A 20,369-nucleotide genomic window follows, 5' to 3' on the forward strand; every position below is an offset into this window, starting at 1 on the left:
ATTTTTATTATTGTTCTTTGTTCCCATCTTGAGAACCGCCTTCACCACCTGCGCCTTTCTTATCAGACCCACCTTTTTCGGCTTTTTGTACACCTTTACTAATGATGTCAATCATCTTAGCTTGGAAGAGAGGACTTTCGGCAGTTTCAGTTAGTACTTGCTGTAAATATTGACGATATTCTTTACTCTTCATTGTTTGTAACATAATTTTCTCTACTTCAGGATTTTTCATAATCTCTATAACACCTGATTGGTATTCAGGATCTTTTAGTAAAGTTTTCATTAAGTTTGTTTGTTCTTTTCCCATACTTTTAGCAAATTTCGATGAGAACTCAGGGTCTTTAAAGAGCTTTTCCCAGAATTGTTGCCCTTTTTCAGATACCAGTGCATCTTCAATCGTTTTCTTTACTACTGTTTCATCTAGTATGAGTGCTTGTTTCATTTTTTCATCAGTTAATACATCTTGGATCGCTTTTTTTCCTTGATCGGTTTTTAAAATATCAACAATCATTTTTTTTGTTTGATCATAATCAAGTTCGGATTTTGCTTCTTTTTCTTGTGCACATGCCGCTAGTGCTATAAATAGAAAAGAAGAAATCAAAACGAGCAGCATCCGTTTCATAAGTTGGAGCTCCTTTCAGCAAAGTTCTCTTTTTTTAATATAAATCTCTTTAAGGAATTTATACATTAACATGGCTAGCTTTTTGAAATTGTCATTGTTACAATTTAATTAGAAATATAAGAATAATGGGGGATGTGTTGTGAATAGCCGCAAGTGGGTACGACTATTTTTTACGACGTTGTTTCTTGGTGGGATTAGCACAGTCTTTATTGGTTTTGTTTTAGAGTGGGACAAGTACGCTAAATTTTTTCAAAATTTCGACGGAAAAGAGATTTTAGCAATTTCCTTTTGGTTGATGGGCGTAGGATTTATTTTTAGTGTTATAAGTCAAATGGGGTTCTTTGCGTATTTAACGATCCATCGTTTTGGATTAGGGATGTTTCGGTCATCTTCTTTATGGAATACAGTGCAACTGTTCTTTATTGCGTTCGTATTGTTTGATTTCGTTTATTTAAGGTCAGTACTTGTTGCGAATGGGGAAGTTTCATTAGGGAATAACATACTTGTTGCTGGGATGTTATTTGTGTTTGGGGCAATTGTCGCTTATATAAAGAGTAAAGAAACGAATAAAAAAGCATTCGTTCCCGCTCTGTTCTTTATGGTTGTTGTAACAATTCTTGAATGGGTACCAGCGCTCCGGATTAATGATACTGATTGGTTATATTTAATGGTGATACCACTTTTATTATGTAATTCATATCAGTTACTTGTATTGCATCGTTTAATTGGACAAAAGAGTAAGTCAGCTTAATGAGGAGAGTGGATTTTTAATTATCCAGATTCTTATCGTCTGTAAATGCTAGGATAAAAAAGCTCTGCTATCTTAACAAAAGATAGCAGAGCTTTTTATGTGTGAAGAACCGTGTAGAAAGGAACTACTTAATATCTTCACTTTTTGTACTTGTGTTGGAAATAAGTTGTGATACAGATGTTTGTTCATATCCGTCGCTCTTTAATTTTTGTAAGAGTAATGGTAAAGCCTTATTTGTTTGAAGGGCAGAATCAGAAGCATGTAATAAGACGATATCTCCACCCTTTAAATTGCTAGAGACTGTGGAAATGATTTTATTTACGCCGGGATTTTTCCAGTCATTTGAATTGTTACTCCAATGAACGATGGTGTATCCGAGTGATTCCGCTATTTTAAGAGTTGTTTTGTTAAAATCGCCACTAGGTGGACGTAATAGCTTGACTTGTTTTACGCCAAGTTTCGTAAAAACATCTTGTGCCCGCAAAAGATCTCGTCGTATTTCATTTGCTTCTAGTGAAGTGTAGGATGTGTAATTATAGCCCATACTACCAATCTCATGTCCATCTTTCATGATGCGTTCGACAATATCAGGGTGTCTTTCAGCCCATGCAGCAGAGAGAAAGAAGGTTGCATTCTTAATTTCTCTTTCTTTGAGTGTATTAAGGATTGGAATAGCTTTTTTGTCCCCCCAACTAATGTCAAACGTGAATGCAACTTGTTTTTTTGCAGTGTCCCCTTTGTAAATCACTTTAGGGCCAGTAGCAGTTGAAAAAGCAGATTCATGTGAATATGTTTTTAAAAAGAGTAGCCATGCTGTAAATAAGGAAAGTACGATTATTAAGCTAATGTGTTTAAATGTTCTTTTACTCGTAATAAAAAAGAAAAACATAATATTACGCCCCTTTGTCCAATCCTTTTCAGTTACATATATGCTTTAAATTAAAAAAAGAGAACAAGGGATTAATATCGTAAGTGGTGGATATAATGAGTGATAGAATTTTGTTTTTTGATGATACAGTATTGATAATTGAAAATGAGTGGGCGTTTATCGGTACACGTAAGGAGTTATTGGGGTGATAATTTGCTTGGGATTATGTTGACGAAGGAAGAGAAAAAAGAAATTGAATACATACTGAAGAGAGAGTTAGAGGAACTTTTATTTGATTTTGAAGATGAGCGTATACATAGCGTTGTAAAAAAGGCGATGGAAGAAAGGTATAAAATCATTTTTTGTTTATTTCGGAGAGTTGCTAATAGGGAAGAATGTATTCGTTATGTAAGAAAAAGATTTTTTTATTAAAAAGTGTTGACGCTAAGAGTAAGGATATGATAAATTAATAAACGTCGCTGATGCAGAAACGCAGAAAACGACAAAAAAGAAATTAAAAAACTTAGTTGACATCGAAAAATGAAGATGTTAACATAAGGAAGTCGCAAATGAGCGACTAAGTAGTTCTTTGAAAACTGAACGAAACAAACAACGTGAACGTCAATTTTTATTTTTAGATGCTAGACAAACTAACTTTATTGGAGAGTTTGATCCTGGCTCAGGATGAACGCTGGCGGCGTGCCTAATACATGCAAGTCGAGCGAATGGATTAAGAGCTTGCTCTTATGAAGTTAGCGGCGGACGGGTGAGTAACACGTGGGTAACCTACCCATAAGACTGGGATAACTCCGGGAAACCGGGGCTAATACCGGATAATATTTTGAACTGCATAGTTCGAAATTGAAAGGCGGCTTCGGCTGTCACTTATGGATGGACCCGCGTCGCATTAGCTAGTTGGTGAGGTAACGGCTCACCAAGGCGACGATGCGTAGCCGACCTGAGAGGGTGATCGGCCACACTGGGACTGAGACACGGCCCAGACTCCTACGGGAGGCAGCAGTAGGGAATCTTCCGCAATGGACGAAAGTCTGACGGAGCAACGCCGCGTGAGTGATGAAGGCTTTCGGGTCGTAAAACTCTGTTGTTAGGGAAGAACAAGTGCTAGTTGAATAAGCTGGCACCTTGACGGTACCTAACCAGAAAGCCACGGCTAACTACGTGCCAGCAGCCGCGGTAATACGTAGGTGGCAAGCGTTATCCGGAATTATTGGGCGTAAAGCGCGCGCAGGTGGTTTCTTAAGTCTGATGTGAAAGCCCACGGCTCAACCGTGGAGGGTCATTGGAAACTGGGAGACTTGAGTGCAGAAGAGGAAAGTGGAATTCCATGTGTAGCGGTGAAATGCGTAGAGATATGGAGGAACACCAGTGGCGAAGGCGACTTTCTGGTCTGTAACTGACACTGAGGCGCGAAAGCGTGGGGAGCAAACAGGATTAGATACCCTGGTAGTCCACGCCGTAAACGATGAGTGCTAAGTGTTAGAGGGTTTCCGCCCTTTAGTGCTGAAGTTAACGCATTAAGCACTCCGCCTGGGGAGTACGGCCGCAAGGCTGAAACTCAAAGGAATTGACGGGGGCCCGCACAAGCGGTGGAGCATGTGGTTTAATTCGAAGCAACGCGAAGAACCTTACCAGGTCTTGACATCCTCTGAAAACTCTAGAGATAGAGCTTCTCCTTCGGGAGCAGAGTGACAGGTGGTGCATGGTTGTCGTCAGCTCGTGTCGTGAGATGTTGGGTTAAGTCCCGCAACGAGCGCAACCCTTGATCTTAGTTGCCATCATTAAGTTGGGCACTCTAAGGTGACTGCCGGTGACAAACCGGAGGAAGGTGGGGATGACGTCAAATCATCATGCCCCTTATGACCTGGGCTACACACGTGCTACAATGGACGGTACAAAGAGCTGCAAGACCGCGAGGTGGAGCTAATCTCATAAAACCGTTCTCAGTTCGGATTGTAGGCTGCAACTCGCCTACATGAAGCTGGAATCGCTAGTAATCGCGGATCAGCATGCCGCGGTGAATACGTTCCCGGGCCTTGTACACACCGCCCGTCACACCACGAGAGTTTGTAACACCCGAAGTCGGTGGGGTAACCTTTATGGAGCCAGCCGCCTAAGGTGGGACAGATGATTGGGGTGAAGTCGTAACAAGGTAGCCGTATCGGAAGGTGCGGCTGGATCACCTCCTTTCTATGGAGAATTGATGAACGCAGTTCATCAATAAACGTTGACTTGTTTTGTTTCGTTCAGTTTTGAGAGAACTATCTCTCAAGTTTAAATGTATGTTCTTTGAAAACTAGATAACAGTGTAGCTCATATTTTTTTAATTTTAGTTTGGTTAAGTTAGAAAGGGCGCACGGTGGATGCCTTGACACTAGGAGTCGATGAAGGACGGGACTAACGCCGATATGCTTCGGGGAGCTGTAAGTAAGCTTTGATCCGAAGATTTCCGAATGGGGAAACCCACTATACGTAATGGTATGGTATCCTTACCTGAATACATAGGGTATGGAAGACAGACCCAGGGAACTGAAACATCTAAGTACCTGGAGGAAGAGAAAGCAAATGCGATTTCCTGAGTAGCGGCGAGCGAAACGGAATCTAGCCCAAACCAAGAGGCTTGCCTCTTGGGGTTGTAGGACATTCTATACGGAGTTACAAAGGAACGAGGTAGACGAAGCGACCTGGAAAGGTCCGTCACAGAGGGTAACAACCCCGTAGTCGAAACTTCGTTCTCTCTTGAATGTATCCTGAGTACGGCGGAACACGTGAAATTCCGTCGGAATCTGGGAGGACCATCTCCCAAGGCTAAATACTCCCTAGTGATCGATAGTGAACCAGTACCGTGAGGGAAAGGTGAAAAGCACCCCGGAAGGGGAGTGAAAGAGATCCTGAAACCGTGTGCCTACAAATAGTCAGAGCCCGTTAATGGGTGATGGCGTGCCTTTTGTAGAATGAACCGGCGAGTTACGATCCCGTGCAAGGTTAAGCTGAAGAGGCGGAGCCGCAGCGAAAGCGAGTCTGAATAGGGCGTTTAGTACGTGGTCGTAGACCCGAAACCAGGTGATCTACCCATGTCCAGGGTGAAGTTCAGGTAACACTGAATGGAGGCCCGAACCCACGCACGTTGAAAAGTGCGGGGATGAGGTGTGGGTAGCGGAGAAATTCCAATCGAACCTGGAGATAGCTGGTTCTCCCCGAAATAGCTTTAGGGCTAGCCTTAAGTGTAAGAGTCTTGGAGGTAGAGCACTGATTGAACTAGGGGTCCTCATCGGATTACCGAATTCAGTCAAACTCCGAATGCCAATGACTTATCCTTAGGAGTCAGACTGCGAGTGATAAGATCCGTAGTCAAGAGGGAAACAGCCCAGATCGCCAGCTAAGGTCCCAAAGTGTGTATTAAGTGGAAAAGGATGTGGAGTTGCTTAGACAACTAGGATGTTGGCTCAGAAGCAGCCACCATTTAAAGAGTGCGTAATAGCTCACTAGTCGAGTGACTCTGCGCCGAAAATGTACCGGGGCTAAATACACCACCGAAGCTGCGAATTGATACCAATGGTATCAGTGGTAGGGGAGCGTTCTAAGTGCAGTGAAGTCAGACCGGAAGGACTGGTGGAGCGCTTAGAAGTGAGAATGCCGGTATGAGTAGCGAAAGACGGGTGAGAATCCCGTCCACCGAATGCCTAAGGTTTCCTGAGGAAGGCTCGTCCGCTCAGGGTTAGTCAGGACCTAAGCCGAGGCCGACAGGCGTAGGCGATGGACAACAGGTTGATATTCCTGTACCACCTCTTTATCGTTTGAGCAATGGAGGGACGCAGAAGGATAGAAGAAGCGTGCGATTGGTTGTGCACGTCCAAGCAGTTAGGCTGATAAGTAGGCAAATCCGCTTATCGTGAAGGCTGAGCTGTGATGGGGAAGCTCCTTATGGAGCGAAGTCTTTGATTCCCCGCTGCCAAGAAAAGCTTCTAGCGAGATAAAAGGTGCCTGTACCGCAAACCGACACAGGTAGGCGAGGAGAGAATCCTAAGGTGTGCGAGAGAACTCTGGTTAAGGAACTCGGCAAAATGACCCCGTAACTTCGGGAGAAGGGGTGCTTTCTTAACGGAAAGCCGCAGTGAATAGGCCCAAGCGACTGTTTAGCAAAAACACAGGTCTCTGCGAAGCCGTAAGGCGAAGTATAGGGGCTGACACCTGCCCGGTGCTGGAAGGTTAAGGAGAGGGGTTAGCGTAAGCGAAGCTCTGAACTGAAGCCCCAGTAAACGGCGGCCGTAACTATAACGGTCCTAAGGTAGCGAAATTCCTTGTCGGGTAAGTTCCGACCCGCACGAAAGGTGTAACGATTTGGGCACTGTCTCAACCAGAGACTCGGTGAAATTATAGTACCTGTGAAGATGCAGGTTACCCGCGACAGGACGGAAAGACCCCGTGGAGCTTTACTGTAGCCTGATATTGAATTTTGGTACAGTTTGTACAGGATAGGCGGGAGCCATTGAAACCGGAGCGCTAGCTTCGGTGGAGGCGCTGGTGGGATACCGCCCTGACTGTATTGAAATTCTAACCTACGGGTCTTATCGACCCGGGAGACAGTGTCAGGTGGGCAGTTTGACTGGGGCGGTCGCCTCCTAAAGTGTAACGGAGGCGCCCAAAGGTTCCCTCAGAATGGTTGGAAATCATTCGTAGAGTGCAAAGGCATAAGGGAGCTTGACTGCGAGACCTACAAGTCGAGCAGGGACGAAAGTCGGGCTTAGTGATCCGGTGGTTCCGCATGGAAGGGCCATCGCTCAACGGATAAAAGCTACCCCGGGGATAACAGGCTTATCTCCCCCAAGAGTCCACATCGACGGGGAGGTTTGGCACCTCGATGTCGGCTCATCGCATCCTGGGGCTGTAGTCGGTCCCAAGGGTTGGGCTGTTCGCCCATTAAAGCGGTACGCGAGCTGGGTTCAGAACGTCGTGAGACAGTTCGGTCCCTATCCGTCGTGGGCGCAGGAAATTTGAGAGGAGCTGTCCTTAGTACGAGAGGACCGGGATGGACGCACCGCTGGTGTACCAGTTGTTCTGCCAAGGGCATAGCTGGGTAGCTATGTGCGGAAGGGATAAGTGCTGAAAGCATCTAAGCATGAAGCCCCCCTCAAGATGAGATTTCCCATAGCGTAAGCTAGTAAGATCCCTGAAAGATGATCAGGTTGATAGGTTCGAGGTGGAAGCATGGTGACATGTGGAGCTGACGAATACTAATAGATCGAGGACTTAACCATATAATATGAAGCTAATGTTATCTAGTTTTGAAGGAATATATATTTAAAATTCCTTTTGACATTCTCAAAAGAATGTGTATAATGTTAAAAGTCTGGTAATGATGGCAGAGAGGTCACACCCGTTCCCATACCGAACACGGAAGTTAAGCTCTCTAGCGCCGATGGTAGTTGGGACCTTGTCCCTGTGAGAGTAGGACGTTGCCAGGCTTATATTATTCCGCAGTAGCTCAGCGGTAGAGCTATCGGCTGTTAACCGATCGGTCGTAGGTTCGATTCCTACCTGCGGAGCCATTATGCTTCCATAGCTCAGCTGGTAGAGTACTTCCATGGTAAGGAAGAGGTCACCGGTTCAAGCCCGGTTGGAAGCTTGGGAAAAGTTTTGTTTTTTTTTGGCCCGTTGGTCAAGTGGTTAAGACACCGCCCTTTCACGGCGGTAACACGGGTTCGAATCCCGTACGGGTCACCACTTTTGGAGGATTAGCTCAGCTGGGAGAGCACCTGCCTTACAAGCAGGGGGTCGGCGGTTCGATCCCGTCATCCTCCACCATATATTTTTAAATGTCGGAGGGGTAGCGAAGTGGCTAAACGCGGCGGACTGTAAATCCGCTCCTTTGGGTTCGGCAGTTCGAATCTGCCCCCCTCCACCATTTTCTTTAAAATAACCTGAGAGGGTTTATTTTTTTGAAAAGATAACCATACTAGTAAATATTAATGGGCTATAGCCAAGCGGTAAGGCAACGGACTTTGACTCCGTCATGCGCTGGTTCGAATCCAGCTAGCCCAGCCATTTACGAGCCATTAGCTCAGTTGGTAGAGCATCTGACTTTTAATCAGAGGGTCGAAGGTTCGAATCCTTCATGGCTCACCATTTTCGCGGAAGTAGTTCAGTGGTAGAATACAACCTTGCCAAGGTTGGGGTCGCGGGTTCGAATCCCGTCTTCCGCTTAATTACTAAGGGGCCTTAGCTCAGCTGGGAGAGCGCCTGCCTTGCACGCAGGAGGTCAGCGGTTCGATCCCGCTAGGCTCCATATAAATAGGAAAAGCTTACATCAAATGATGTAAGCTTTTTTTGTGTTTAAATTCCACTCAAAAAGGAAACTTTTCCGTATATCGTTTAAAATGAAAAAAAGGGATTGAATAAGGGGGGATAATTATGAAAGTTGTCATTGCATCGGATTCATATAAAGAAAGCCTGAAAGCTATAGAGGTATGTGAAGCTATTGAAAGGGGTTTTGCAGCAGTTTTTCCTAAAGCAGAGTACGTTAAAGTACCAATTGGAGATGGAGGTGAAGGAACGGTCGAATCTCTTGTTGGTGCTACAATGGGGGGCATTATATCACTTAATGTGACAGGGCCGCTTGGAGTGTGCAAGCCTATTATGGAATGTCTAAGGATAAGGAGACAGCATTTATTGAAATGGCGGCAGCATCAGGATTACAACACGTTCCAATTGAAAAGAGAAACCCACTTATTACAACGACAAAAGGGACAGGTGAACTGATATTACATGCATTAGATCAAGGAGCTAAACACATTATTTTAGGGCTTGGAGGAAGTGCTACAAATGATGGTGGGGCAGGTATGTTGTCTGCTTTAGGCGTAGAGTTTATTAATAGGAAAGGTGAAGTAATTGAGCCCTCTGGAGGAACATTACATTTGATTACTGCTCTTAACCTTTCTCGTATGGATACACGTTTGAAGGATATAAAGCTAGAAGCAGCATGTGATGTCGACAATCCATTAGTTGGACCAAAGGGAGCGTCTTTTGTATTTGGGAGACAAAAGGGTGCGAATGTAGAGATGATGAAAGAGCTAGACGGGAATTTAAAACATTATGCTAATATACTTAAACAGTACGTATCTTTTGATGTGTCCCTAATACCTGGTGCAGGGGCAGCTGGAGGAATGGGAGCCGCTGTCGTTGCAGTACTAAAGGGACAGCTAAGAAAAGGGATTGAAATTGTATTAGATTATACAAATTTTGATAAGTGTATAGAGGGTGCCGATCTTATTGTAACTGGTGAGGGAAGGATAGATGAACAAACAGCTTATGGAAAAGCTCCTGTTGGTGTCGCGAAGCGGGCGAAATGCCGTCATATTCCTGTAATTGCTATTGGTGGATCTGTATCTCCGAACTATACAATTGTTTATGAAAAGGGAATTGATGCAGTATTTAGTATTACAGCAAGTCCAATGACATTAGAAGAGGCATATAAAAGGGCAGAAGAGAATATAGAAATGACAGCGAGAAATATTGCAGCAGTGTGGAAACTAGCATCAGAAAAACGCTTCTAAGTGTAGAAGTGTTTTTTAAATTCAGTTATTTGAGGATGTTTTGTGTAATTCTAGGTATTGATGGAGAAAGGCACGGATAAAAATATTAGCTGATAGAAAAGTTAGTTGGTTCATTAAGTTAACTTTATACATAGAATAGTTTAAAAATCGGGAGTCCAACGTAAATATAAGTGAATAAAATGTATATCCATGCAGAAAAATGTCGAGTTGAGTCAGACTATATAAAAGATTTAAAATATTTAGTGAAGGCATAAAAGGGGGATACTATCTATGAAAAAAGAAATCTCAGTTATTGGAGTTCCAATGGATTTAGGACAGATGCGTCGCGGGGTTGATATGGGACCAAGCGCAATCCGTTATGCAGGGGTAGTTGAAAGAATTGAACAAATTGGATATGACGTAAAAGATATGGGAGATATATGTATAGAGAGAGAAAAAGAAGTAGATGAAAATACAAAGTTACGAAACCTTACTCAAGTTGCAACTGTATGTAATGAACTAGCGACTAAGGTTGATCATATTATAGAAGAAGGTCGTTTTCCACTTGTATTAGGCGGTGATCATAGTATTGCTATCGGTACGCTAGCTGGTGTGGCGAAACATTATAAAAATTTAGGTGTTATTTGGTATGATGCACACGGTGATTTAAATACAGAAGAAACATCACCATCTGGAAATATTCACGGTATGTCACTTGCTGCAAGTTTAGGTTATGGACATTCTTCACTTGTAGATTTATACGGGGCATACCCGAAAGTAAAAAAAGAGAACGTTGTAATTATAGGTGCACGTGCATTAGATGAAGGAGAAAAGGACTTTATTCGTGAAGAAGGCATTAAAGTATTCTCAATGCATGAAATTGATCGTATGGGTATGACGGCTGTTATGGAAGAAACAATTGCGTATTTATCTCATACTGACGGTGTTCATTTATCATTAGATTTAGATGGGCTTGATCCTCATGACGCACCAGGAGTTGGAACACCTGTAATTGGTGGTCTATCTTATCGTGAAAGCCACTTAGCGATGGAGATGTTAGCAGAAGCTGATATTGTTACATCTGCTGAATTTGTTGAAGTAAATACGATTTTAGATGAGAGAAACAGAACAGCAACAACAGCGGTTGCTTTAATGGGTTCTTTGTTCGGTGAAAAACTAAAATAAATGTAAGAAAAGCAACTGAGAAGTTGCTTTTTTTATTTGAAAATAGGCGTATAATAATGACTTATATTATACTGTAGGATAAGAAAGTTTGACATCTTACCAATTTAAGCTAAAGGGGGGCGTTTGTAATTGTCGTTTGGTTCATGTATGGTATAATTAACTAGTTGTTGGAAATACATACAGATAGAGCATAAAATAATATTTCAATATATGGATAGAATTGCTCGTAAGTAGGAGGAAGGGTTAGCATGCCTTTTGAAGATACGACCATTTTGAAATATCTTAGTACGGCATTAGATATTGCTGTTGTATGGTTTATTATATATAAGCTAATTCTTATAATTCGGGGCACGAAGGCTGTGCAACTTTTAAAAGGTATTACAGTTATTATTGTCGTCCGGATGATTAGTATTTTACTTGAATTGCATACGCTATATTGGCTAACGGAACAAGTATTAACGTGGGGATTTTTAGCCGTTATTATTATCTTCCAGCCAGAATTGAGAAGAGCACTTGAGCAGCTAGGACGGGGTAGCTTATTTTCGCGTGTGGGAAATCAGGGGGAAGATGAACCTGAAATTGTTGCAACAGCGATAGCTAAAGCAACGGAATATATGGGAAAACGTAGAATTGGTGCACTAATTACTTTGTCAAAAGAGACTGGGATGGATGATTATGTAGAAACGGGTATTCCGCTAAATGCAAATGTATCATCGGAATTACTCATTAATATTTTTATCCCTAATACCCCTCTTCATGATGGAGCAGTAATTATGCAGGGAAGTACAATTAAAGCAGCAGCATGTTACCTTCCGTTATCAGAAAGCCCATTTATTTCTAAGGAGTTAGGAACTAGGCATCGCGCTGCAATGGGAGTTAGTGAAGTCACTGATAGTATTACAGTAGTTGTGTCGGAAGAAACAGGCCAAATTTCTTTAACGAAAAACGGTAAGTTACATCGTGATTTGAAGACAGAACAGCTGAAGGACATGTTGTTAGCAGAATTTAGTGGGAACGAAAAAACGACTTCTTCGTCTTTATGGAATTGGAGGAGAAAGCGTCATGGATAAGTTAATGGAGAATCATTGGTTTTTAAAAGGAATCTCATTACTATTGGCGTGTATGCTTTTCATGTCAGCAACTTTAACTGAAAAAAATACGACATCGAGTATATTACCTTTCGTAAATGAAACGAAAGAAACATTAACTGATTATCCTATTACCCTGAAGTATGATGAAGAGAAATATATTGTAAGTGGTATTCCATCAGGTGGAGTTAAGGTGAAGTTGGAAGGTCCAAAATCAGCAGTTGCTACAGCAAAAGCAAAAAAACAATTTGATATATCAGTTGATTTGCGAGATAGTCAAAAAGGAACTTATGAAGTTTCTTTAAAAGCGAATGGGCTTCCAGATGATGTGAAAGGAACAGTCCAACCAGCAACAATCAAAGTTACTCTTCATGAAAAAGCGAGAAAATATGTTCATGTAGACTTAAAATTATCAAATGAGGATCAGATGCCAGCGGGTGCTACTCTCGAAAAATCAAACATTAAACCTGATACTGTTGAGGTAGTTGGGACGAAAGAAGAAATCGAAAGTATTTCATCTGCTAAGGCGTATATTGATTTAAAAGGTGTTAATAAAACTGTTACAAAAACAGCCGAAGTTACATTATACAATAAAGAAGGAAAACGTTTAAATGTAAGAACGAGTCCATCTAAAATTAGTGTAACATTGAATGTGGCGACGCAAGCTACGGCCAATAATACTGAAAAAACTGTTCCTGTGACGTATACGAAAAAGGGGAGTTTGCCAGAAGGATTGACTGTTACAAATATTAGCGTTGAGCCGAGAGAAGTAACGATAGCAGGTCCAAAAGACATTTTGGATAATATACAATCTATAGAGGGGGTCGAGGTAGATTTTAGTCAATTGACGGATTCTACAACATTCGATGCCTCTGTTTTATTGCCAAAAGGTGTAACAAGTGCAAAACCAAATCAAGTGAAGGTTTCCGTAGGGGTACAAAAGGTAAAACAAACGAAAAGTAAAACTATTGATGGTATCCCGATTCAAAAAAGTGGAATTCCGAATGATGTTACTGCGCAGCTACTTTCGCCACAAGATGGAAAGATAAGCGTTGATATTTCAGGAGAAGCAAGTATAGTAGATAAAATAACAGCTGCTCAAATAACAGCGGCGATTAATCTTCAAAATGTATCTCCGGGGACGAAAGATGTTTCTATTCAAGTGAGTGGTCCTGGTAATATTTCGATAGAAGCAAAACAAAAAAGTGCTAAAGTCACAATTGTGAAGAAAGAAAAGCCGGATAAAGAAGTACAGGGTAATATTGAACAACCAGATTCAAAAAACAACCAAGAAAATCAAACTGAAAAACCAAAAAATCCTGAACCAGATCCAGAAAAGGATCAGGAAAAAGAAAAAGACAAAGAAAAAGAAGAAGACAAAGAAAAAGAAAATGGCCAAGAAACGAGCCAAGAACCAACAGTAGATAATCAAAAAGAGCACGAAAAAGGAGCGAATAATAATGGGTAAATATTTTGGTACAGACGGAGTACGCGGGGTTGCAAATAAGGAATTAACACCTGAATTAGCTTTTAAAATAGGACGTTTTGGCGGCTATGTATTAACAAAAGATACAGATCGTCCAAAAGTGATTATTGGCCGTGATACACGTGTATCTGGACATATGCTAGAAGGAGCTTTAGTAGCAGGCCTATTATCAACTGGAGCGGAAGTAATGCGCCTTGGTGTTATTTCTACACCAGGTGTGGCTTATTTAACAAAAGCTTTAGGGGCGCAAGCAGGTGTTATGATCTCTGCATCTCATAACCCAGTACAAGATAATGGAATTAAGTTCTTCGGTTCAGATGGATTTAAATTAACAGATGAGCAAGAAGCAGAAATTGAAGCGTTATTAGACAAAGAAGTTGATGAGCTACCACGTCCAACAGGTACTAACCTTGGACAAGTGAGTGATTACTTTGAAGGTGGACAAAAATATTTACAATACATTAAACAAACTGTAGAGGAAGATTTCTCTGGTTTACATATTGCTTTAGATTGTGCACATGGTGCTACATCTTCTTTAGCTCCATATTTATTTGCAGATTTAGAAGCTGATATTTCAACAATGGGAACTTCACCGAACGGTATGAATATTAACGCTGGAGTAGGTTCTACGCATCCAGAAGTGTTAGCTGAATTAGTAAAAGAAAAAGGTGCTGACATTGGTCTTGCTTTTGATGGTGACGGAGACCGTTTAATCGCAGTAGACGAAAAAGGAAACATCGTTGATGGCGATCAAATTATGTTTATTTGCGCGAAGTATATGAAAGAAACTGGTCAATTGAAACATAATACAGTTGTTTCAACAGTTATGAGTAACTTAGGTTTCTACAAAGCGCTTGAAGCAAACAATATTACAAGTGATAAAACAGCAGTTGGTGATCGCTACGTAATGGAAGAGATGAAACGTGGTGGATATAACCTGGGCGGAGAACAATCAGGTCATATTATCTTACTTGATTACATTACAACTGGTGATGGAATGTTAAGTGCACTTCAACTTGTAAACATCATGAAAATGACGAAAAAGCCATTATCTGAGCTTGCAGGCGAGATGACAAAATTCCCACAATTACTAGTAAACGTTCGTGTAACAGATAAAAAACTAGCATTAGAAAACGAGAAAATTAAAGAAATTATTCGTGTTGTAGAGGAAGAAATGAACGGAGACGGTCGTATTCTTGTTCGTCCATCTGGAACAGAACCACTTATTCGTGTAATGGCAGAAGCACCGACACAAGAAATTTGTGATGGGTATGTACATCGTATTGTAGAAGTTGTGAAAGCGGAAGTTGGAGCTGAATAATTTACCAAATTTGTTTTAAAAGGAGCACAAGAAGTGCTCCTTTTTCATATGTTTTATAGATAATGAAAAAAATTTCATTGACGATTTATATTGTTTGTTATACGATGGTCTTGTTCTTTTTCTCAAAGGAAATATTGTAAATTATAAAAGCGCCAGAACTACAAGTAGTGTAGTTGACGAGGTGGAGTTTATCGAGATTTCGGCGGATGACTCCCGGTTGTTCATCACAACCGCAATCTTTTACTTAAAACATTAAGGTGACTTAGTGGACAAAGGTGAAAGTGTGATGAGAGAAGAGGAACGGATGAATACTAGCTGTATAAGTATATACGGACTTTAACCCAATCGAGAGGAAGGTGAAAGCCGTTACAAGCTTACAGGGCTAGCAATATGTAATCCGTTTTTTAGTATAAATAAAAATGGTATCGGACTATGTCGTTACATGTTCGCAGAGCAGTGTAAGCATTTGTAACGGCGACTAAACATGTGTGGAATCGTAGGATTTATTGGAGAGCAAGATGCAAAGGAAATTTTATTAAAAGGTTTAGAAAAGCTAGAATATCGCGGATATGATTCAGCAGGTATTGCAGTACAAGCAGAGAACGGTGTTGTTGTATACAAAGAAAAAGGCCGTATTGCAAAACTTCGCGAAGTCGTAGAAGAGAACGTAGCAGCAAGCGTGGGAATCGGTCACACACGCTGGGCTACACACGGTGTTCCAAGCAAACTAAACGCGCATCCGCATCAAAGTACATCAAAACGCTTTACACTAGTTCATAACGGTGTAATTGAAAACTATGAGTTAGTGAAAAAGGAATATTTACAAGATGTAACGTTCGTAAGTGAAACAGATACAGAAATTATCGTGCAACTTATGGAACAACAAGTAAGTACAGGACTAAGTGTAGAAGACGCGTTCCGTCAAACGTTATCTCTTTTACATGGTTCTTACGCAATCGGACTACTTGATGCTGAAAATCCAAACATGATTTATGTTGCTAAAAACAAAAGCCCGCTATTAGTAGGTGCTGGTGATAACTTTAATGTTATTGCAAGCGACGCTATGGCGATGTTGCAAGTTACAGATCAATTTATCGAGTTAATGGATAAAGAAATGGTAATCGTAACAAAAGAAAGCATTACAATTAAAAACTTACAAGGTGAAACGATTGAACGTGCACCGTTTACAGCGGAATTAGACGCAAGTGATATTGAAAAAGGAACGTATCCTCATTTCATGCTAAAAGAAATCGACGAGCAACCACTTGTAATCCGTAATATTATTCAAAAGTACCAAGATGAAAATGGCGAAATTGAATTAGATCAAGATATCCGTAACGCAATTTTAGATAGCGATCGCATTTACATCATTGCATGTGGAACAAGTTATCATGCAGGTCTTGTTGGAAAGCAATTCATTGAGAAATTTGCGAAAGTACCAGTTGAAGTACATGTAGCAAGTGAATTCTCTTACAACATGCCATTATTAACAGAAAGACCATTCTTCATTTATATTTCACAAAGTGGTGAAACAGCTGATAGCCGTGCAGTACTTGTGCAAACAAATGAAATGGGTCATAAAGCATTAACAATTACAAACGTACCTGGTTCTACGCTTTCTCGTGAAGCTGATTATACACTTCCTTTATATGCAGGACCAGAAATCGCAGTTGCATCGACGAAAGCATACACAGCACAGCTTGCAGTACTTTCAATCTTAGCGGCTGACATTGCAAAAGCAAAAGGTGAGGTTCTTGATTTCGATTTAACACATGAATTAGGACTTGTAGCAAATGCAATGGTAGTACTTTGTGATCAAAAAGAAGAAATGGACGCATTAGCAAAACAATTTTTAGCAACAACGCGTAACTGCTTCTTCATCGGACGTAGCGTAGACTTCTTCGTAGGTTTAGAAGGTGCGTTAAAACTAAAAGAAATCTCTTACATCCAAGCAGAAGGATTTGCTGGAGGAGAATTAAAACACGGTACAATTGCCTTAATCGAAAACGGTACACCAGTTATCGCACTTGCTACACAAGAGCACGTAAACCTTGGAATTCGTGGTAACGTGAAAGAAGTAGTAGCACGCGGAGCTAACCCATGTATCATCTCAATGAAAGGCTTAGAAATGGAAGGTGACAGCTTCGTATTACCAGCTGTACACGAAGCACTAGCACCGCTAGTAGCAGTTATTCCATTCCAACTTATCTCATACTACGCAGCGCTTCACCGCGAATGTGACGTTGATAAGCCACGTAACTTAGCTAAGTCTGTTACTGTTGAGTAGGAGATTGGTAGAGTAACTAGATTATTGTAAATTTAAAATAAAGTCACGACGTTTATAAAAAAGTTGTGAAGCTTTGCCCCTTTGGATATGATTATCTAAAGGGGCATTTTTGTGTCGAAAAAAAGAATATCTAAAATCGATAAGTGGATTAAAGAGGGGCAAGGAACTGGCAGTGGGAGAGATTATCAGCCTTGTCTTGAAATTCAAGATGATCCCTCATTAGATCGGTCAGTGGGATTTAAAAAGTATAAAAACCGGCAGATAGCATGAGGTTTTATCGGATTTGGGACGGAACTACTTTCATTTAACTGAATTTTCTGTTGTTATTTCAGATATTCGTTGATGGAAAAAAACACTGATTAAAGTTTCACTTTATTGAACAAATTAGATTACTAGACATTACAAGGGGGTTTATTAATGAAGGTGAAAGAAAAAACATATTTAAGTATAGAAGAGATTATTTCATTACCAACCTTATCAGGTGCAAATATAAGTGATGACGGCAAAGGCGTAGCATTTGTTAAGAAGACAGCTAACTGGAAAGACAATACATATAGGAATCATATATGGATATATGAAAAAGATAAGGAGCAGAGTTACCTATTAACAACTGGGGATATAGATAGTATACACCCATTATGGTCCCCAGATTCTAGGGATATCGCATACCTTAGCCCAGTTGGTGACGGAGATAATAAGAAAAATCAAATCTTTGTTAAGTCAATAGATGGTTATAGTGAGTTACAAATTACTGATGAGAAAGAAGGGGTCAGTACATTCAAATGGGAGCCTACTGGTAAAGGTTTTTATTATGTTGCACAGTCAAAAGAATGTGAGGAAATAAAGAAACGTAAAGAGCTATATGGGGACTTCCAACATGCAGGTAAGGAACATCGGAATAATTGTTTATATTACATTGAAATAGAAAAAGGGATACAAAATGATAAAGAGGAACGTGAGATTAGCGGTGTTTATCAACTAACGGATGGTAAGGATTTTTATATACATAACTTTGATATTTCAAATGATGGGACAAAGGTTGTATTTATGGCTACACCAAGCCTAAACGATCATATGAATGGTGATCTATACATATTAGATGTTGAAGCTGAGGAACTACAAAAGATGAATGTAGATAAGTTGTTGGGCGGGAGCGTTTGCTTTTCTCCTGAGGGCAGCAAAATATGTTACTCAGCAAGCATAAGAGAGAAGGATTACTATAGAAACCATATACAAGAAAGTACATTAGAGATATATGATATGAATACTGGAGAGGTAATTCAGCCTCTAACAAACTTTGATAGTACGGTTATGCCATTACAGTGGACAGATAAGGGGATTTTAATTAGATGGCAGGATAAAACTAACTATCGTATTGGATTGCTATGTGAGGATGGCACTGTGGAAATGTTAGGTGACAAAGTAGATGGCTTTATAATGGATGCTTCTATAACAAGGGATGGAAATCATATATCCTATAGTAAGGCTATAACAAATGAAACCTTTGAAATCTATTTAGACGATAAAAAAATAACGGATGAAAATAGCCTTTTTAAAGGGAAGCTGAAAAGTAACAGGGAAATAATCTCATGGCAAAGTAGTGATGGTCTTGAAATAGAGGGTGTTTTATCAACCCCAGTAGATTTTGATGCCAACAAAAAATATCCTTTATTAGTAGTAATCCATGGTGGACCAGCTTGGGCATCTTTTCCGATATTCTCAGACTGTTTTAATGAGAAATATCCGATTGAGCAGTTTATCGAAAAAGGCTTTATAGTTTTAGAGCCAAACTATAGAGGAAGTTCTGGCTATGGTAATGAGTTCTTAAAAGCCCACTATAGAAAACAGGGAATTGCTGACTACGAGGATGTTATATCTGGAGTGGATGAACTAGTTGAGCAAGGGATTGTAGATAAAGATAGAGTAGGAGTTATGGGATGGAGTAACGGAGGATATATATCAGCCTTCTGTTCTACGTTTAGTAATAGATTTAAAGCTATTTCAGTTGGGGGCGGAATTACTAACTGGAGTACCCATTATGTAAATACAGATATCCCTTACTTTATTAGAATGCATTTAGGAAATACTCCATGGAATGATCCAGATATATATACAAAAACATCGCCAATGACATATATTAAATCAGCCTGTACGCCTACCTTAATCCAACATGGCGAAAAGGATGCAAGGATTCCAACTTCCAATGCATATGAGCTATATCAAGGGTTAAGGGATATGGAAGTTAATACAGAATTAATTATTTTTAAAGGAATGGCATATAGTTCTGACCAGCCAGGAATTAATGTGGCTATTATGAAGCAGAATTTGATGTGGTTTTCACACTATATTCTTGGAGAAAGTATGAAAGAATTTAGGGTTTTATAATGGCTTGTTTTAGTCTTTAAGCTTTTTAGGTGCTTGAAATAAAGTCGTACACATTTATTCGGTTATATATGATTGAGTTTAACATTGCGGATAAGGCAAACTGTGAAATGTTTTGGTGTAAATGAGAAAAGAGCCTGAATGTAGGCTCTTTCCTTATTTATATTTAAAAGATGAACTATTCTTATGCAGTTTTACTTAATTTATATGCTTCACGGTTATTTTTTTTGAAAAGTTTTGGGAAAACATAACCATCTAATCCAATACGTCCAGCATTCTGTCCTGCAACTAAAATGAACATAGTTAAAATAAGCAGGTTTGGGTTTACACTAACAGTTCCGCTTAATAAAAATGAAAGGTTCATTATGATGCCGAAAAATGCAGCTGTTTTTGTTAATCCACCTAAAATCAAACCTAGCCCTACTAAAATTTCTCCCCATTGAACTAAAAAGCTAAATAGGTCTGCGTTTGGAAGAACAAAATGTTGAAGAAAATCTGCCCACCAACCTTGTACTGCAGGATGGGCACCTGATGCTTGAGCGATAGCTCCTTTTAGAAAACCACTTGCGTCAAAAGATTGTCCAAAAACTTTTCCTATTCCAGCAGCAAGCCATGCATATCCTATGTAAAGTCGTAAAAATAATAATATGAAAGTAGCGCGTTTATCAGTTCTTAAAAAATTGATAACCATTGAAATCCCTCCAATGTATTGTATTTACATGTTTATTATATATCCATTGTGAATAAATTCACAATGGAGGAAATGTGAACAAAAATAGGTTAGGAGTAATTGTTTTATTGTTTGTAACATTTCATCTATTTTGGTAGA

The 20,369-nt window shown here is 40.3% G+C and carries 11 protein-coding genes, 9 tRNA genes, 3 rRNA genes and 2 pseudogenes; 22 read left to right on the forward strand and 3 right to left on the reverse strand.

Going from position 1 to position 20,369, the window contains the following annotated elements:
- Positions 1 to 7: 7 nt before the first annotated feature.
- Positions 8 to 622 (reverse strand): spore germination lipoprotein GerD, encoded by a 615-nt coding sequence (gene gerD / locus LCF45_RS00860; protein ID WP_002009716.1) that lies wholly within the window; start codon positions 620 to 622, stop codon positions 8 to 10.
- Positions 623 to 761: 139 nt separating this feature from the next.
- Between gerD and kbaA the strand changes: the two genes are divergently transcribed.
- Positions 762 to 1,373: a KinB signaling pathway activation protein KbaA gene (kbaA, locus tag LCF45_RS00865; RefSeq protein ID WP_002124701.1), complete on the forward strand. Its 612-nt coding sequence runs from the start codon at positions 762 to 764 to the stop codon at positions 1,371 to 1,373.
- A gap of 124 nt (positions 1,374 to 1,497) precedes the next feature.
- On the opposite strand, the gene pdaB is transcribed toward kbaA, so the two are convergent.
- Complete coding sequence (gene pdaB / locus LCF45_RS00870; RefSeq protein WP_002091556.1) at positions 1,498 to 2,262, reverse strand: polysaccharide deacetylase family sporulation protein PdaB; 765 nt, start codon at positions 2,260 to 2,262, stop codon at positions 1,498 to 1,500.
- A 192-nt stretch (positions 2,263 to 2,454) separates the two neighbouring features.
- Here pdaB and LCF45_RS00875 point away from each other — a divergent pair, with 192 nt between their 5' ends.
- The 21 genes and pseudogenes from LCF45_RS00875 (at position 2,455) to LCF45_RS00975 (ending at position 19,543) form a co-directional block, all read left to right on the forward strand.
- Positions 2,455 to 2,673 (forward strand): hypothetical protein, encoded by a 219-nt coding sequence (locus tag LCF45_RS00875; RefSeq protein ID WP_263894423.1) that lies wholly within the window; start codon positions 2,455 to 2,457, stop codon positions 2,671 to 2,673.
- Between the two features lie 224 nt (positions 2,674 to 2,897).
- Positions 2,898 to 4,449: ribosomal RNA gene (locus LCF45_RS00880) — 16S ribosomal RNA — on the forward strand.
- 146 nt (positions 4,450 to 4,595) lie between these two features.
- Positions 4,596 to 7,517, forward strand: a 23S ribosomal RNA gene (locus LCF45_RS00885).
- Positions 7,518 to 7,608: 91 nt separating this feature from the next.
- Positions 7,609 to 7,724, forward strand: a 5S ribosomal RNA gene (rrf, locus tag LCF45_RS00890).
- The 16S, 23S and 5S rRNA genes sit together here with 9 tRNA genes alongside, the layout of an rRNA operon.
- Before the next feature lie 9 nt (positions 7,725 to 7,733).
- Positions 7,734 to 7,808 (forward strand) — tRNA-Asn (locus tag LCF45_RS00895).
- Positions 7,809 to 7,812: 4 nt separating this feature from the next.
- A tRNA-Thr gene (locus LCF45_RS00900) sits at positions 7,813 to 7,885 on the forward strand.
- A 23-nt stretch (positions 7,886 to 7,908) separates the two neighbouring features.
- Positions 7,909 to 7,983, forward strand: a tRNA-Glu gene (locus LCF45_RS00905).
- A gap of 5 nt (positions 7,984 to 7,988) precedes the next feature.
- Positions 7,989 to 8,064: transfer RNA gene (locus LCF45_RS00910), tRNA-Val, on the forward strand.
- 16 nt (positions 8,065 to 8,080) lie between these two features.
- A tRNA-Tyr gene (locus tag LCF45_RS00915) sits at positions 8,081 to 8,164 on the forward strand.
- Positions 8,165 to 8,229: 65 nt separating this feature from the next.
- Positions 8,230 to 8,304, forward strand: a tRNA-Gln gene (locus tag LCF45_RS00920).
- A 5-nt stretch (positions 8,305 to 8,309) separates the two neighbouring features.
- A tRNA-Lys gene (locus LCF45_RS00925) sits at positions 8,310 to 8,385 on the forward strand.
- Positions 8,386 to 8,390: 5 nt separating this feature from the next.
- Positions 8,391 to 8,462, forward strand: a tRNA-Gly gene (locus tag LCF45_RS00930).
- Between the two features lie 10 nt (positions 8,463 to 8,472).
- Positions 8,473 to 8,545: transfer RNA gene (locus LCF45_RS00935), tRNA-Ala, on the forward strand.
- A gap of 125 nt (positions 8,546 to 8,670) precedes the next feature.
- A pseudogene (locus LCF45_RS00940) lies at positions 8,671 to 9,812 on the forward strand (glycerate kinase).
- Positions 9,813 to 10,082: 270 nt separating this feature from the next.
- Positions 10,083 to 10,976 carry an arginase gene (rocF, locus tag LCF45_RS00945; protein ID WP_002029355.1) on the forward strand — a complete coding sequence of 298 codons (894 nt, stop codon included), beginning with the start codon at positions 10,083 to 10,085 and terminating at the stop codon, positions 10,974 to 10,976.
- Positions 10,977 to 11,224: 248 nt separating this feature from the next.
- The gene (gene cdaA, locus LCF45_RS00950) at positions 11,225 to 12,046 is read left to right on the forward strand and encodes a diadenylate cyclase CdaA (protein WP_002124707.1); all 822 of its coding nucleotides are present in this window, start codon (positions 11,225 to 11,227) and stop codon (positions 12,044 to 12,046) included.
- Complete coding sequence (locus LCF45_RS00955) at positions 12,039 to 13,532, forward strand: CdaR family protein (protein ID WP_078206726.1); 1,494 nt, start codon at positions 12,039 to 12,041, stop codon at positions 13,530 to 13,532. Before cdaA ends, LCF45_RS00955 begins: the two co-directional genes overlap by 8 nt.
- On the forward strand, positions 13,525 to 14,871 hold the full coding sequence (gene glmM / locus LCF45_RS00960; protein ID WP_002029377.1) for a phosphoglucosamine mutase: 1,347 nt from the start codon (positions 13,525 to 13,527) through the stop codon (positions 14,869 to 14,871). Before LCF45_RS00955 ends, glmM begins: the two co-directional genes overlap by 8 nt.
- 286 nt (positions 14,872 to 15,157) lie before the next feature.
- Positions 15,158 to 15,343, forward strand: a pseudogene (locus LCF45_RS00965) (hypothetical protein).
- 12 nt (positions 15,344 to 15,355) lie between these two features.
- Positions 15,356 to 17,158, forward strand: coding sequence for a glutamine--fructose-6-phosphate transaminase (isomerizing) (gene glmS, locus LCF45_RS00970; protein WP_002091471.1), 1,803 nt, complete (start codon positions 15,356 to 15,358; stop codon positions 17,156 to 17,158).
- Between the two features lie 417 nt (positions 17,159 to 17,575).
- Positions 17,576 to 19,543, forward strand: coding sequence for a S9 family peptidase (locus LCF45_RS00975; protein ID WP_078203954.1), 1,968 nt, complete (start codon positions 17,576 to 17,578; stop codon positions 19,541 to 19,543).
- A 181-nt stretch (positions 19,544 to 19,724) separates the two neighbouring features.
- Here LCF45_RS00975 and LCF45_RS00980 read toward each other — a convergent pair whose 3' ends face one another.
- Complete coding sequence (locus LCF45_RS00980) at positions 19,725 to 20,231, reverse strand: DoxX family membrane protein (protein WP_002124713.1); 507 nt, start codon at positions 20,229 to 20,231, stop codon at positions 19,725 to 19,727.
- Between the last annotated feature and the right edge of the window lie 138 nt (positions 20,232 to 20,369).

This window comes from Bacillus sp. 41-22, assembly GCF_025809295.1.
In the GTDB taxonomy this organism is placed as follows: Bacteria; Bacillota; Bacilli; order Bacillales; family Bacillaceae_G; genus Bacillus_A; species Bacillus_A mycoides.

Excerpts from the sequence above, each read along its gene's own strand:
- gerD (WP_002009716.1), bottom strand. The coding sequence starts at position 622 with ATGAAACGGATGCTGCTCGTTTTGATTTCTTCTTTTCTATTTATAGCA.
- pdaB (WP_002091556.1), bottom strand. The coding sequence starts at position 2,262 with ATGTTTTTCTTTTTTATTACGAGTAAAAGAACATTTAAACACATTAGC.
- rocF (WP_002029355.1), top strand. The coding sequence starts at position 10,083 with ATGAAAAAAGAAATCTCAGTTATTGGAGTTCCAATGGATTTAGGACAG.
- cdaA (WP_002124707.1), top strand. The coding sequence starts at position 11,225 with ATGCCTTTTGAAGATACGACCATTTTGAAATATCTTAGTACGGCATTA.
- LCF45_RS00955 (WP_078206726.1), top strand. The coding sequence starts at position 12,039 with ATGGATAAGTTAATGGAGAATCATTGGTTTTTAAAAGGAATCTCATTA.
- glmM (WP_002029377.1), top strand. The coding sequence starts at position 13,525 with ATGGGTAAATATTTTGGTACAGACGGAGTACGCGGGGTTGCAAATAAG.
- glmS (WP_002091471.1), top strand. The coding sequence starts at position 15,356 with ATGTGTGGAATCGTAGGATTTATTGGAGAGCAAGATGCAAAGGAAATT.
- LCF45_RS00975 (WP_078203954.1), top strand. The coding sequence starts at position 17,576 with ATGAAGGTGAAAGAAAAAACATATTTAAGTATAGAAGAGATTATTTCA.
- LCF45_RS00980 (WP_002124713.1), bottom strand. The coding sequence starts at position 20,231 with ATGGTTATCAATTTTTTAAGAACTGATAAACGCGCTACTTTCATATTA.